Origin of the sequence: Sphingomonas colocasiae, from assembly GCF_019880585.1 — a bacterium.
Taxonomy (GTDB): domain Bacteria; phylum Pseudomonadota; class Alphaproteobacteria; order Sphingomonadales; family Sphingomonadaceae; genus Sphingobium_A; species Sphingobium_A colocasiae.
The window spans coordinates 211680-226037 of sequence record NZ_JAINVV010000008.1 but is presented as its reverse complement, the minus strand read 5'-3'; the positions used below and the strand labels follow the sequence as shown (position 1 = coordinate 226037).

The 14358-nt window shown below is 67.3% G+C and carries 12 protein-coding genes; 6 read left to right on the top strand and 6 right to left on the bottom strand.

Going from position 1 to position 14358, the window contains the following annotated elements:
* Positions 1-144: 144 nt before the first annotated feature.
* Positions 145-1233 carry a dipeptidase gene (locus K7G82_RS16830; protein ID WP_222991076.1) on the top strand — a complete coding sequence of 363 codons (1089 nt, stop codon included), beginning with the start codon at positions 145-147 and terminating at the stop codon, positions 1231-1233.
* A gap of 4 nt (positions 1234-1237) precedes the next feature.
* On the opposite strand, the gene K7G82_RS16825 is transcribed toward K7G82_RS16830, so the two are convergent.
* From K7G82_RS16825 to K7G82_RS16800, 6 genes are read right to left on the bottom strand one after another with little or no spacing between them, the layout of a single operon-like run.
* Positions 1238-2452 carry a MalY/PatB family protein gene (locus tag K7G82_RS16825; RefSeq protein WP_222991075.1) on the bottom strand — a complete coding sequence of 405 codons (1215 nt, stop codon included), beginning with the start codon at positions 2450-2452 and terminating at the stop codon, positions 1238-1240.
* Positions 2449-3270 (bottom strand): ABC transporter permease, encoded by an 822-nt coding sequence (locus K7G82_RS16820; RefSeq protein ID WP_222991074.1) that lies wholly within the window; start codon positions 3268-3270, stop codon positions 2449-2451. The genes K7G82_RS16825 and K7G82_RS16820 overlap by 4 nt, the downstream gene beginning before the upstream one ends.
* A complete protein-coding gene (locus K7G82_RS16815) occupies positions 3267-4481 on the bottom strand; it encodes an ABC transporter permease (RefSeq protein ID WP_222991073.1) in 1215 nt (404 codons plus the stop codon). Before K7G82_RS16815 ends, K7G82_RS16820 begins: the two co-directional genes overlap by 4 nt.
* 4 nt (positions 4482-4485) lie before the next feature.
* On the bottom strand, positions 4486-5547 hold the full coding sequence (locus K7G82_RS16810) for an ABC transporter substrate-binding protein (RefSeq protein WP_222991072.1): 1062 nt from the start codon (positions 5545-5547) through the stop codon (positions 4486-4488).
* Complete coding sequence (locus K7G82_RS16805; protein ID WP_222991071.1) at positions 5544-6665, bottom strand: ABC transporter ATP-binding protein; 1122 nt, start codon at positions 6663-6665, stop codon at positions 5544-5546. The genes K7G82_RS16810 and K7G82_RS16805 overlap by 4 nt, the downstream gene beginning before the upstream one ends.
* On the bottom strand, positions 6665-7870 hold the full coding sequence (locus K7G82_RS16800; protein ID WP_222991070.1) for an aminotransferase-like domain-containing protein: 1206 nt from the start codon (positions 7868-7870) through the stop codon (positions 6665-6667). Before K7G82_RS16800 ends, K7G82_RS16805 begins: the two co-directional genes overlap by 1 nt.
* A gap of 156 nt (positions 7871-8026) precedes the next feature.
* On the opposite strand from K7G82_RS16800, the gene K7G82_RS16795 reads away from it, so the two are divergent.
* The 5 genes from K7G82_RS16795 to K7G82_RS16775 are packed head-to-tail and all read left to right on the top strand — an operon-like array spanning position 8027 to position 14103.
* Positions 8027-9424, top strand: coding sequence for an amidohydrolase (locus tag K7G82_RS16795; RefSeq protein WP_222991069.1), 1398 nt, complete (start codon positions 8027-8029; stop codon positions 9422-9424).
* Positions 9421-10704: an amidohydrolase family protein gene (locus K7G82_RS16790; protein WP_222991068.1), complete on the top strand. Its 1284-nt coding sequence runs from the start codon at positions 9421-9423 to the stop codon at positions 10702-10704. Before K7G82_RS16795 ends, K7G82_RS16790 begins: the two co-directional genes overlap by 4 nt.
* Positions 10701-11423 carry a hypothetical protein gene (locus tag K7G82_RS16785; protein WP_222991067.1) on the top strand — a complete coding sequence of 241 codons (723 nt, stop codon included), beginning with the start codon at positions 10701-10703 and terminating at the stop codon, positions 11421-11423. The genes K7G82_RS16790 and K7G82_RS16785 overlap by 4 nt, the downstream gene beginning before the upstream one ends.
* The gene (locus K7G82_RS16780) at positions 11420-12844 is read left to right on the top strand and encodes an amidohydrolase (RefSeq protein ID WP_222991066.1); all 1425 of its coding nucleotides are present in this window, start codon (positions 11420-11422) and stop codon (positions 12842-12844) included. Before K7G82_RS16785 ends, K7G82_RS16780 begins: the two co-directional genes overlap by 4 nt.
* Positions 12841-14103 carry an amidohydrolase family protein gene (locus K7G82_RS16775; protein ID WP_222991065.1) on the top strand — a complete coding sequence of 421 codons (1263 nt, stop codon included), beginning with the start codon at positions 12841-12843 and terminating at the stop codon, positions 14101-14103. The genes K7G82_RS16780 and K7G82_RS16775 overlap by 4 nt, the downstream gene beginning before the upstream one ends.
* Positions 14104-14358: the final 255 nt, after the last annotated feature.

Below are 14358 nucleotides of genomic sequence, written 5' to 3'. Positions count from 1 at the left end.
GAAGCAATCCAGCGGCTCGTGCATCCCTGGATTGCTTCGCTTCGCTCGCAATGACGGCTTTCGAAGGGCGGGGATGACGCCGTGAGTGGCTTCAATTCACCTTTTCAACATTCCGTTCGTGCAATTTGCCCCAGCCGCCGCACCGTGCTCGCCGGTGCCGCGGCGCTGGCATTCGCCGGTCGGGCCCATGCCCAAGGCTTCGGTGCGGAGCGCTACGCCCGCGCGATGGTGATCGACGGGCTCGGTTCGCTCGGCAATCTCGATCCCAGATCGCCGGGCATCCAGGCGCAGCTCGACGCGTTCCGCGCCTCGGGCCTTACCGCGATCAACCAGACGGTGGGGGCGGGCGGCGGGGCGCCGGGCCGCTTCGAGGAGACCTTGCGCCGCATCACCCGCTATGCGCGCTTCGTCTCCGCCTTTCCCGACCATCTGCTCCAGGTCCGCAGTGCCGCCGACCTCAAACTGGCGCAGGACAGCGGACGGCTGGGCGTGATCTTCGGTTTCCAGGACAGTGTCCCGCTCGAAACCGAGATCGGCCGGCTCGACCTGTTCGATCTGCTCGGCGTGCGCATCGTCCAATTGACCTACAACATCCGCAACCTCGTCGGCGACGGCTGCCTGGAGCCCGCCAATGCCGGGCTCAGCGCCTATGGCCGCGATGTCGTCGCGGCGCTCAACGCGCGGCGGATGCTGGTCGATGCCAGCCATGCCGGCGCGCGCACCATCGCCGACGCCATCGCCGCCTCCACCGCGCCGATCGCGATCAGCCACACCGGCTGCCGCGCGCTGGTCGACGTGCCGCGCAACACGTCGGATATCGAATTGCGGGCACTCGCCGATAAGGGTGGCGTCGCCGGCATCTATTTCATGCCCTTCCTGCGTGCGGGCGGCCAGGCGCGCGCCGAGGATGTCATCCGCCATGTCGAGCATGTGGTGAAGGTGGCGGGGGAGGATCATGTCTCGCTCGGCACCGATGGTGGCATCCGCGCGGCGCCGACCGGTCCGGAGGCGCTGGCGGCGCAGAAGCGCTTCTATGAAGAGCGTCGTGCGTTGGGCGTGGCGGCCCCGGGCGAGGCCCCGGATGTGCTCAATCTGGTGCCGGAGTATAACGAGCCCGCGCGCTTCCTGCGCCTCGCCGACGATCTCTCCGCGCGCGGCTGGCCCGCGCGGCGGATCGAGAAGCTGCTCGGCGGCAATTTCGCAAGGCTTTGCGCGGAGGTTTGGGGCGGTTGAGTGATTATCCCCCTCCCGCTTGCGGGAGGGCCTGTTTGGGCTTGGTGCTGACGTTGACAGGCCCTCCCCCGACCCCTCCCGTAAACGGGAGGGGAGAAAGCACCCGACCCATCCTCACCACAATCTCCTCCAATATCTCAGCCGAAGTCGCGAAATTGAGCCGCACGAACCCCTCACCCGGCGCGCCGAAATCCGGCCCCGCCGACAGCGCGACCTTCGCCCGCTCCAGAAAATACCCCGCCGGATTCTCCAGCCCGAGCGCCCGGCAATCGAGCCAGGCGAGATAGCCGGCTTCGGGAGGCATATAGCCGATCGCCGGGCAATGCTCCGCAAGCAGCGCCGCAAGCTGGTCGCGCCGCGCCTGGAGATGATCGACACAGGCGATCAGCCAGTCCTCCCCCGCGTCGCTCCACGCCGCCAGCGCGGCGCGGACGCCCGGCGCGGAAAAGGCGTTCCAGCGCGTCGAGGGCAAGGCCTTGAGCTTCGCCAGCAAATCGCCCCGCGCCGCGCAGACCGCCGTGCGCAGCCCCGCGACGTTGAACGCCTTGCTCGGCGCATTGAGCGTCACCGTGCGTTCGGGCGCGATCGTCGCGAAGGGAATATGGCGATGCGGTTTATAGGTCAGGTCGGCATGCACTTCGTCCGAAATCACGATCACGTCGTGACGGCGCGCAAGCTCGGCGATGCCGGTCAGTTCGAGCGCGGTAAAACAGTGGCCGCTGGGATTGTGCGGATGGCAGAACAGCATCATCCGCGCACCATCCCGGCTCATCAGCGCATCGAGTTCGTCCAGGTCGATCCGGCCATCGGCCAGAGGGTGCTCGATCAGCCGGCGGCCGGCGGTCCGCACCGAACTGAGCAGCGGAGGATAGGCAGGCGTCTGGACGATGATCGCATCGCCCGGCGCGCTCAGCGCCTCGATGCAATTGGCGATCCCGCCGACGACATCGGGCATCAGCAGCACATGTTCGGGCGAGACCCGCCAGTCCCAGCGCCGCTCCGCCCAGCGCGCAAAGGCGGCGGGGACGCCGTTCGTCGCCATGGTCAGGCCATAGCCGAAATCCCCCAGCCGCACCGCTTCGGACAGCGTCTCCACGATCGCCGGCGCGGGCATCAGATCCATGTCCGCGATCCAGGCCGGGATCACGTCGTCGGGATAGCTGCGCCATTTGCGGCCGGCGCGCCGGCGCAGTTCGGCTTCGGACGGAACTTCAATCATGGCCGATCCGGACGCAGCCGGTCGGCGCGGCGGCGCAGCAGTTCGGCGGTGCCGAGCAGCACGGTCGATGCGATCACCAGCAGGGTCGCGGCGGCGGTGATGGCGGGGCTGATCTGCTCGCGCACGCCTTCGAACATCTGCATCGGCAGCGTGCGTTGATCGGGGCCGGCGATGAACAGCGCCACCACCGTCTCGTCGAATGACGTCATGAAGGCGAAGACCGCGCCCGCTGCGATGCCCGGCGCGATCAGCGGCGCCAGCACGCGCACCATCACGGTGGCGGGGCGGGCGCCCAGGCTCGCGGCGGCGCGCACCAGTTCGAAATCGAAACCCTGGAGCGAGGCATGGACGACGATGACGACGAAGGGCAGGGCAAGCACCGTGTGCGCGATGACGAGGCCGGCAAAGCCGTTGACCAGGCCCAGTGGCGCGAACAGGAAATAAAAGGCGATCGCGACGATCACGACGGGCACGACCATCGGCGCCGAGAGCAGCGCGACGATCAGCGGCTTGGCGCGCGACCGCATATTGGCGAGGCCGATCGCGGCGAGCGTGCCGAGCGGCGTCGCGATCAGCATGGTCGCGGTGGCGACTGACAGGCTGTTGCCGAAGGCGCGCATCCATTGCGGCGAGTCCCACAGCGCCCGGTACCAGCGCAGCGAGAGGCCATGCTCTGGAAAGACCAGGAACGAGCTGGGGTTGAGCGACAGCGGCACCACCGCCAGGATCGGCAGCACCAGGAAGGCGAAGACCAGGCTGCAATAGCCGATCAGCGCGAAACGGCCCCAGCCGCGCGATGCGATGCCATGCGTGCTCATGCCGGCACCGTTCGCGCCATCGTGCGCCCGGCGAAGACCATCAGCAGCAGCGGGATCAGCAGTAACAGGCTGAGCGCCGCCGCCATGCCCCAGTTGAGCGACTGGTTGGTGTAGAAGGCGATCGATCCGCTGATCATCTGGTCCGCGCCGCCGCCGACCAGCGCGGGCGTGATGTAATAGCCCAGCGCCAGCGTGAAGACGATGATCGCGCCCGCCGCCACGCCCGGCATGGTCTGCGGCAGATAGACTTTGAGGAAAGCGGTGAGCGGCGTCGCGCCGAGCGAACTGGCGGCGCGCATCGCCGACGGCTCGATCCCCTTCATCACGCCGTAGAGCGGCAGGATGAAGAAGGGCAGCAACACATGCGTCATCGCGATATAGACGCCCAGCCGGTTGTAGATCAGTTGCAGCGGCGCATCGATCAGCCCGGCCTGTTCGAGCAGCCCGTTCACCACGCCATTGGTTTGCAGCAGCACCACCCAGGCGGTGGTTCGCACCAGTGCGGAGGTCCAGAAGGGCAGCAGCACCAGGATCAGCAGCGGATTGGCGCGGCGTTCGGGCAGCGAGGCCAGCAGATAGGCGACGGGATAGCCCAGCATCGTGCAGAGCAGGGCGACGACCAGGCTGATCTTGAAGGTGCGCAGGAAGATATCGACGAACACCGCCTGTTCGCGCGAAACCGCCGCGATATTGCCGTCCGCGTCGATCCGCCGGTCGAGCGAGGCGAGCAGGTAATAGCTGGTCAGCGGCCCGGCCGCGTGCCGCATCGCCGACCAATAGGTGCGGTTGGCCCAGCGCGGATCGATCCGCACCAGATCGGCGAGCGAATTGCCGGGCGCCCCGGCGGCCATGCGATCGGCGGTCAGGTAGAGCAAAGTCCGCGATCCGACCACGTCGTAATTGAGCCGGTTGGCGACGCGGTTGAGCGTGCCCGCCTGCCGGGTCGCCAGCATCTCGGCGGCGACGGTGCGCGCCAGCGCATCATCGGGCAGGCCCTCTCCATCCCATCGCGAGAGCGCCGCCGCACTTTTCGGCCAACTGTCGGCGAGTTCGTGATCGGTCACCGCGCGGGAGAGCATCATCAGCACCGGCACGATGAAGCTCGCCAACAGGAACAGCAGCAGCGGCGCGACCAGCGCGAAGGTCCACCAGCGACGCGGCATCCGCGTCGCCCGCACCGATCCCGGCTGGACGGATATCGACGGGGTCATGGTTTCAGCGCGCGACCCAGGCATTGAAGCGCTGGGTGAGCTGGTCGCCATATTCCACCCAGAAATCGCCATCGAGCGCGAGCGCGTCGGTCATGTTGGCGGGATCGGACGGAGTGTCGCGCTTGTAGCGTGGATCGATCCTTTTTCCTGCCTCCACGCTGGTCAGGCCGGTGGGAATGAAGGTGGGTAGGCGCATCTGGTTTTCCGGACGCGTCATGTAGCGCAGCAGTTCGTTCGCTTCGGCCTTGCGCGGGCTGTTGCTCAGGATCACCCAATAATCGACGGCGTAGATATTGCCGTGCCAGCTCACCTTGAAATTGCGCTTCTCGGTCTGGTTGGCGACGATCAGCCGGCCCGGGCTCGTCACCGACATCGCGACCTCGCCCGATCCGATCAGATCGGGCACCTGCGAGATCGAGGACCACCAGACGATATTGGGCTTGAGCGCGTCGAGCTTGCGGAATGCGCGATCGACGCCCGACGCGGTGCGCAGCGTGGGATAGACCTGCGCTGGCGGCACGCCATCGGCGAGCAGCGCGAATTCGAGCGAATATTTGGGCGTTTTGCGCATGCCGCGCTTGCCGGGAAAACGCTTCACGTCCCAGAAATCGGCCCAGCTTTGCGGCCCCGGTCCCTTGATCCGGTCGCCGTCATAGCCGATCAGATAGGACCAGAGCATAGCGCCGACGCCGCATTCATGGACGGCGGAGGGCACGAAGGCGCCGCGCCCGCCCAGCGCCGCCCAGTCGAGCGGCTGGAACAGCCCTTCCTCGCAACCCAGGATCAGGTCCTCGGTCTCGACCTGGACGATATCCCAGCTCGAATCGCCGCCGATCACCTTGGTGCGGATCACGCCGACGCCGCCGTGCCAGGTGTCCTCGCGCAGCTTGATGCCGGTGGTTTTGGTGAAGGACGTCCAATAGGCGTTGCGATGCGCGTCCTGCGACGATCCGCCCCAGCCGACGATGGTCAGCGGCCGCGTCGGCGCGTCCGATCCGCATGAGGAGAGCGCGATGGTGGTGGCCGTGAGGCCGAGCGTCGCGACCATGCGTGCCCATCGCTTCATTGCGCGTCCCCCAGCGGATCCTCTACCCAGTCGTCGGCCGGGAAGGCGAAGCACCGATCCGCGCACCAGCCGATCGGCAATGCCTCGGCCGGCTCGATCCCCCGTCCGCGCGGCGCGCAGATCGTCAGCGTCGCCCCGCCCGGCAATGTCGCCCGGATGCGGCTATGATCGCCGTGATAGACGAGTTCGTCGACGCGCGCATCCAGCCGGTTGCAATAGCTGTCGATGCCGTTGTCCATGCCGACATGTTCAGGGCGGATGGTGGTGACGACGCGCGCGCCCGGCGCGATATTGCCGATCGCGGTCGCGCGGATCGCCTCGCCGCCGTCCAGCCGGACCTCGCAGACATCGCCGTCGCGCGCGGTGACGGTGCCTGCCAGCCCGTTATTCTCGCCGACGAACCCCGCGACAAAGGCGTTGGCAGGATGTTCGTAGATCGATTGCGGCGATCCGATCTGCTGCACGGCGCCGTCGGCGAACACCACGATCCGGTCGGACAAGGTCAGCGCTTCGCTCTGGTCGTGCGTGACATAGACGATCGTCAGCCCCAGCGCGCGCTGGATGCGCTTGATTTCCGCCTGCAGCTTTTCGCGGAGCTGGCGGTCGAGCGCGCCCAGCGGTTCGTCCATCAGCACCAGATCGGGTTCGAAGATCAGCGCGCGCGCCAATGCGACGCGTTGGCGCTGGCCGCCCGACAGCGCGTCGAGCCGGCGATGGCCGAGCCCGTCGAGCCGGACCAGCGCCAGCGCCTCGTCGACGCGCGCCGCGATATCCTGGGTGCGCATGCCGCGTACGCTCAGCGGGAAGGCGAGATTCTGCGAAACGCTCATATGCGGGAACAGCGCGTAATTCTGGAAGACCACGCCCATGTTGCGCTTGTGCGGCGGCTGTTTGGCGAGCGAGCGGCCGTCGAGCATGATGTCTCCCGCCGTCGGCGTTTCGAAGCCGGCGAGCATCATCAGCGTGGTCGTCTTGCCCGATCCGGAGGGGCCGAGCAACGTCAGGAACTCCCCCTTGGCGACCGTCAGGTCCAGCCCCGCCACGGCCGGCCGCGTTCCGCCGCCATAGCGTTTCTCGACGCCGCGGAACTCGACCAGCGGCTGCGGGGCCGATGCCATCAGCCGGCGACCGACCGATAGGCGCCGGCCAGCCGGCGCACGCCCTCGTCGATCTGCTCGGGCGTCGCATAGCTGTAGGACAGACGGATATGATTCCTGGGCGCGCGGGCATTGCCCGCGCCCGGCGTCGCGAAGAAGGTGCTGCCCGCGATCAGGTTCACTTTCGCCTCGGCCGCGAGCGCGGTGACCACGTCGCCGTCGATATGCGACGGCAAGGTCAGCCAGACATAATATCCGCCCTCCGGCACCGCGATCTCGGCGGCCGGGATTTCGCGGCGCACCGCCTCGACGATGCGGTCGCGCCGTTCGCGATAGACCGCCTGGACGCGCTCGATATGCGCGGCGAAGGCGGGTGAGCGACCGAATTCATAGATGATGCGCTGGACGAGCGGAGACGATCCGCCATCCGATTTCAGCCGGATCAGCCGTGCGATGATTTCCGGATCGGCGGCGACCCAGCCGATGCGCAGGCCGGGCGCCACCAGTTTGGAGAAGGTGCCGACATGCAGCACCGTGCCGTTCCGATCGAGCGCCTTCAATGACGGCACGGTCTCGCCTTCGAAACGGACGCGGCGATAGGGCGTGTCTTCCACAATGGTGATTCCGCGCGCATCGGCGAGCGCGATCAACGCCTGGCGGCGTTCCAGTGACATGGTGGCGCCCGTCGGATTGTGGAAATCGGCGACATTGTAGATCAGCTTGGGCGCGGCGAGCCCCTGCTGCGCCCGTGCATCGAGCAGGCTATCCAGCGCGGCGACGTCGATGCCGTGCGCGTCCTGGCCCACTTCGATGAAATCGACGCCGAAGCTGCGGAAGATCGGGATCGCGGTGAAATAGGTCGGCGCGGTGACGACGACAGTGTCGCCTTCGTCGAGCAGCAGCCGGCAGATCAGCTCCAGCCCGTGCTTGGCGCCGTTGACGATCAGCAGATGGTCGGGCGTCAGCGCGCAGCCATCCTCGTTCATCAGGTCGGACAGCCAGCCGCGCAGTTCGGGCTGGCCGTGCGTCGGCGAATATTGCAGCGTTTCCTCACGATGCGCGTTGAGCGCGGCGATCGCGAAATCGGTCAGGTCCGGCAGCAATTGCGGCGCCGCGAAACCCGAATCGAACGGGATCACATCGGCTTCGAGTTCCGATGGAAAATGCGGCGCCGGAAAGCTGGTCGGAAGATTGGCGGCGCGACGCGCCAGACGATGTACACTCACTATGGCCCAGCCCCTCATGATATCCGCAGGGATAAGCGGATCTCCCCTGCCCGAGACGATGGTCAGGCCGGGCAAATCCGCCACTCGTCCGATGTAAAAAGCGAGTGGCGGATTCTCCGCGCCCGTCGCTCCTCTGCTGTGGGGTGGAGGTCGATTATGGGGTCAGCGGCGGAACGAACGGTTTTGGGTGCTGGCCGGCTGGTCGGCGCGGCGCTGCTGTTAGCGGTCGGCTGCGTTGCGGCGGCGCAGGATGTGGGTGGCGGGGATCCCTTTACCTCCACCTATCGTCCTGCGCCGCATCCTCCGCTCGCCATTGTCGGCGCGTCGATCCTGACGGGCACGGGCGCGGAGATCGCGACCGGCACCGTGCTGGTGCGCGACGGTAAGGTGGAGGCGGTCGGCGCCGATCTGGCGGTGCCGGACGGTTATCAGCGGATCGACGGGCGCGGCAAATGGGTGACGCCCGGCATCATCGACGCGCATTCGCATCTCGGCGTCTATCCGTCACCCGGTACGCCCTCGCACGAGGATGGCAATGAGGCGGTCTCTCCCAACACGGCGGAGGTCTGGGCCGAACATTCGGTCTGGCCGCAGGATCCCAAATTCCGGCTGGCGCGGGGCGGCGGCGTCACGTCGCTGATGGTGTTGCCGGGTTCGGCCAACCTTTTCGGCGGCCGTTCGGCCACGCTCAAGAACGTGCCCGCCGTCACCGCCCAGGCGATGAAGTTCCCGGGCGCGCCCTATGGCCTGAAAATGGCGTGCGGCGAGAATCCCAAGCGCGTCTATGGCGGCAAGGGCCGTGCGCCGATGACGCGGATGGGCAATGTCGCGGGCTATCGCAAGGCCTGGATCGACGCCGCCGACTATCTCCGGCGCTGGGAGAAGTGGGAAAAGGGCGGGAAGGCGGGCGATCCGCCCAAGCGCGATCTCCAGCTCGAAACGCTGGCGGGCGTGCTCAAGGGCGAGATCCTCGTCCAGAATCATTGTTACCGTGCCGACGAGATGGCGGTGATGATCGATGTCGCGCGCGAATTCGGCTTCCGCATCCGCGCCTTCCATCACGCGAACGAGGCCTACAAGATCGCGCCGCTGCTCGCGAAGGAGGATATCTGCGTCGCGACCTGGGCGAACAGCTGGGGCGCGAAGATGGAATCGCTCGACGGCATCGAGGAGAATGCGCCGATGATCGACGCGGCCGGCGGCTGCGCGATCATCCATTCGGACGACGGATTGCTGATCCAGCGGCTCAACCAGGAAGCTGGGATCGCGATGACCGCCGCCAACCATGCAGGCATGACGATCGCGCGCGGGCAGGCGATCCGCTGGATCACCGCCAATCCGGCCAAGGCGATGGGCGTCGCCGATCGCGTCGGCACGCTGGAGCCGGGCAAGATGGGGGATGTGGTGCTGTGGAGCGCCGATCCGTTCAGCGTCTATGCCGTCGCGGAAAAGGTCTGGATCGACGGTGTGCTGAGCTGGGACCGCGCCGATCCGCGCTATCAGGGGTCGTCCGATTTCGTGCTCGGCCAGCCGGGACAGGAGTTCGCGCGATGATCCGGCCCCTTCTTGCCGCATTGATGCTGACCGTCGCGCTGCCGGCAGCGGCGGAGACGGTGGCGATCACCGGCGGGCGCGTCGTGACGATGGGCGGCGCGGGCGAGATCGCGCGCGGCACCGTCATCGTCCGTGACGGCCGCATCGTCGCGGTCGGCGCGGATGTGCCCGTGCCGCCAGGCGCGCGGATCATCGATGCCACGAACAGGATCGTCACGCCCGGCCTGGTCGCGTCGGGCACCGCGCTCGGCCTGATCGAGGTGCGCGCGGTCGAATCGACCGATGATCGCGGCACGCGCAAAAGCGATATCAGCGCGGCGTTCGACGCGGGCTATGGCCTCAACCCGGATTCGCTGCTGCTGCCCGTCGCGCGGCTGGGCGGCATCACCAGCGCGATCGCGACGCCGGCTTATGACGATGCGGCGGGCCGCGAACTGCTCTTCGCGGGGCAGGCGGCGGCGGTCTTGCTCGGTGGCGCGCCGATGCTGATGAAGCGCGGCGTCGCGATGGTGCTCGACATGGGCGATGCCGGCGCCGAACGCGCGGGCGGCGCGCGCGCCGCCGAACTGGTCGCGCTCCAGGCGATCTTCGCCGAAGTGCGCGACTTCGCGCGCCGCCGCGCCGCCTATGATCGCGGCGAGACGCGTGATTACACGCTGTCGCGCGTCGATCTGGAGGCGCTGCTTCCGGTGGTCGAAGGGCGGATGCCCTTGCTCGTTTCGGTCAATCGCGCATCGGACATCCGTGACGCGCTGGCGATGGCGCGCGAGGAGAAGGTAAAGCTGATCCTGGAGGGTGCGGGCGAGGGCTGGCGTGTCGCGCGTGAGATCGCGGCGGCGAAGGTGCCGGTGCTGTTGACCCCGATCGAGAATAATCCCGTCTCGTTCGAGATGCTCGGCGCGACGCTCGGCAATGCCCGGCGCCTGGCCGCCGCCGGCGTGACGATCGCGATCCAGGGCAATGGCAATCACCGCGAGCGCGAGATGCGCTATAATGCCGGCAATGCCGTCGCCAACGGCCTGCCCTGGCAGGCGGCGCTCGCGGCGGTCACGATCAATCCGGCCCGCATTTTCGGCCTGGCCGATCGCATCGGATCGCTCGAACCGGGCAAGGCGGGAGACGTCGTGATCTGGGACGGCGATCCGCTGGAAACCGTCGCGCGGCCGGTATCGGTGCTGATCGGCGGTGTCGAACAACCCATGACCTCGCGCGCGACCGAGCTGCGCGACCGCTATCTTCCCGCAATCACCCAAAATCGTTCGACAGGAGAAAAACAATGAACGGCAACAGGCTCCTCATCCTCTATTCGGGCGTGCTCACCGCCGCCATGGCCTTTTCGCTCGGCACCGGCGCGATGGCGGATACCACGCCCAAAAAGGCCGCGTTCGACGAGATCGACGTGAAGCGCATCAATGTGCGCGAGGATGACGGCACCATCCGCATGATCGTGTCGAACACCAGCCGATCGCCGGGCATCATCTATCACGGCAAGGAACGCCCGCACCCCAGCGGCAATCGCGGCGCCGGCATCATCTTCTACAACAACGAAGGCACCGAGAATGGTGGCCTCACCTTCAGCGGCCAGAAGGGCCCCGATGGCAAGGTTTCGGGCGGCGGTCATCTGAGCTTCGATCAGTTCGAGCAGGATCAGGTGATCCAGCTGACCCAGAGCGAATATGCGGGCCGCCGCTGGGCGGGCATGATCGTCAACGACCGGCCCGATGCGCCGCTCGATTTCGACGAGGCCATGCGTTTCAGCAAGCTGCCCGATGGTCCTGAAAAGACCGCGCTGATGCAGAAATTCCAGGCGGAGGGCACGTTCGGCCGCCAGCGTGTCTATGTCGGCAAGACGCGAGATCGCGATTCCGCGGTGATGCTCAACGACGCGATGGGCCGCCCGCGCATCCTGATGAAGGTGATGGCGGACGGAAAGGCTTCGATCGACTTCCTCGACGAAAAGGGCGGCGTGGTCCGCTCGGTGACGCCCGACGGCAAATGATCAGGCCCGCGCTTTCCCTGTCGATCGCCGTCGCACTTGCCGGCTGCGCGGCCACGCGTCCCCCGCCCGCAAGGACTCCTGCGGCGACGGCGACCGTCGCCGCGCCGGCCGAGCCGGTCCGTGCGATCGATGCCAACCCCTTTCCGAGCACCTATCGCGCCCCCGTCGTCGGCAAGGTCGCGCTCGTCGGGGGCAATGTGCTCACCGCGACGGGCGCGGAGATCGCGGACGGCACGGTGCTGATGGATGGCGGCCGGATCGTCGCGGTGGGCGCGAACCTGCCGGTGCCGGAGGGATATCAGCGGGTGGATGCGCGCGGCAAATGGGTGACGCCGGGCGTGATCGACGCGCATTCGCATCTCGGCGCCTGGTCGCAGCCGGAAAGCGCGGACGCGCTCAACGACGTCAACGAGATGACCGATCCCAATACCGCCCAGGCCTGGGTCGAACATTCGATCTGGCCGCAGGATCCGGGGCTCGATGCCGCGCGGCAGGCGGGGGTGACGACGCTGATGGTGCTGCCCGGCTCGGCCAATCTGTTCGGCGGCCGCTCGGTCACGCTCAAGAACGTGCCCGCCACGACCATGCAGGGCATGAAATTCCCCGGCGCGCCCTATGGCCTCAAGATCGCCTGCGGCGAGAATCCCAAGCGCGTCTATGCCGCCAAGGGGCGCTCGCCGGCGACGCGGATGGGCAATGTCGCGGGCTATCGCAAGGCCTGGATCGACGCGCAGGATTATGCGCGCCGCTGGGACAAATGGGAAAAGGGTGGGAAAGTCGGCGATCCGCCCAGGCGCGATCTCCAGCTCGAAACCCTGGCCGGCGTGCTCAAGGGCGAGATCCTTGTCCAGAACCATTGCTACCGCGCCGACGAGATGGCGAACATGATCGATATCGCGCGCGAATTCGGCTTCCGCATCCGCACCTTCCACCACGCCAACGAAGCGTACAAGATCGCGCCGATGCTGGTGAAGGAGGATATCTGCGTCGCCACCTGGGCAAGCTGGTGGGGCTACAAGATGGAGGTGTTCGACGCGATCGAGGAGAACGCGCCGCTGATCCACGCGGCCGGCGGCTGCGCGATCATCCATTCGGACGATCCGCTGGTGATCCAGCGATTGAACCAGGAAGCGGCGGCGGCGCTGTCGTCCGCCTGGCGCGCGGGGCTGAAGATCCCCAAGAGCGAGGCGATCAAATGGTTCACCGCCAATTCGGCGCGGGCGCTCGGCATCGCCGACAACGTCGGCACGCTGGAGCCCGGCAAGAATGCCGATGTCGTGCTGTGGAGCGCCGATCCGTTCAGCATCTATGCGCGCGCGGACAAGGTCTGGATCGATGGCGGCATCGTCTTCGATCGCTCCGATCCATCCTATCGGCCGCATTCGGACTTTACGCTGGGCCAGGTGGGAGGCGCGCGATGATCCGGCCGATGCTCGGCGCGCTGGCGCTCATGCTTTCCTCTCAGGCGTCCGCCGAAACCGTCGCGATCGTCGATGCGCGACTGATGACGATGGCCGCCGCCGGGGAGGTCGAACGCGGCACCGTCCTGATCCGCGACGGGCGGATCGTCGCCGCCGGTGCGGGCGTCGCTGTGCCCACCGGCGCGCGCGTCATCGACGGCAGGGGGGGCGTGGTGACGCCCGGCTTCATCCAGGCGGACAGCACGCTGGGCGCGGTCGAGGTCAGTCAGGTGCCGCCAAGCGCTGATCGCGCGACGCACAGCGCCGGGATCAGCGCGGGCTTCGATATTTCGCGCGGGCTCAATCCCGATTCGATCCTGCTGCCCGTTTCGCGGCTGGCCGGCATCACCCATGCGGTGACGACGCCGCTCTATGACGACCGGCGCGGTCGCGAGCTGCAATTTTCGGGGCAGGCGGCGGTGATCGATCTGGCGCAGCAGCCGGACATGGTGACGCGCCCGCGCGTCGCCATGGTGCTCGAGATGGGCGAAGGCGGCGCCGCGCGCGCGGGCGGCGCGCGGGGCGCGGCGATCGTCCAGTTGAAGGCGACGCTCGCGGATGTCCGGCATTTCGCGCGCAACCGTGCCGCCTATGATCGCGGCGGCGGACGCCCCCAGCCGTTGGCGCGGATCGATCTGGAAGCGCTGGTGCCGGTGGTCGAAGGGCGGATGCCGGTGATCGTGAAGGTCGATCGCGCATCGGACATTGTGGAAATGCTCACCCTCGCGCGCGAGGAAAAGCTGAAGATCATCCTCGACGGCGCGGCGGAGGGCTGGCGCGTCGCGCCGCAGATCGCGGCGGCGGGCGTGCCGGTTATCGTCGATCCGATCGCAAACCTGCCGCGCAGCTTCTCCGAACTCGGCGCGACCGAAGAGAATGCGGCCCGGCTCAACGCCGCCGGCGTCACGCTGATCCTTAAAACGGGCAGCGGCGTCGCGCATCGTGCGCGCGAGTTGCGCTACGGCGCGGGGAATGCGGTCGCCTGGGGTTTGCCGCATGCGGCGGCGATTGCCGCGATCACGATCAATCCGGCGAGGATATTCGGCGTTTCTAACCGTATCGGTTCTCTTGAATCAGGAAAAGAAGCTGATCTGGTGCTATGGAATGGCGACCCGCTCGAGCCGTTGTCGCGGCCCGAAGCGGTGTTCGTGAAGGGAATGCAGATGCCGCTGACGGCGCGTCCGCTGGACTTGCGCGATCGTTATATGCCCGCGCGATGATGTGCGCCGGGCGGCAAAGCCCGCCCCGCGAAGAGGAGCGAGGAAAACGGGAGACTGTCGCATGTTGTGAAGCCGGACGAGAACGCGGTCGGCTGGGCGGCCTGCTTTAAGGGGGAGCAAATGCGCCCTTCGCGCGCGCCGCGCTCTCGTCCGGAGAATTCCCGAGGAAGGCCGATACGCCGCCTTCCCCGGCCCACCGTCTGGGGGAGTGGGTCACCTCGAGGGGGGATACATTTCGAGGCTTGCCCGTAAGAC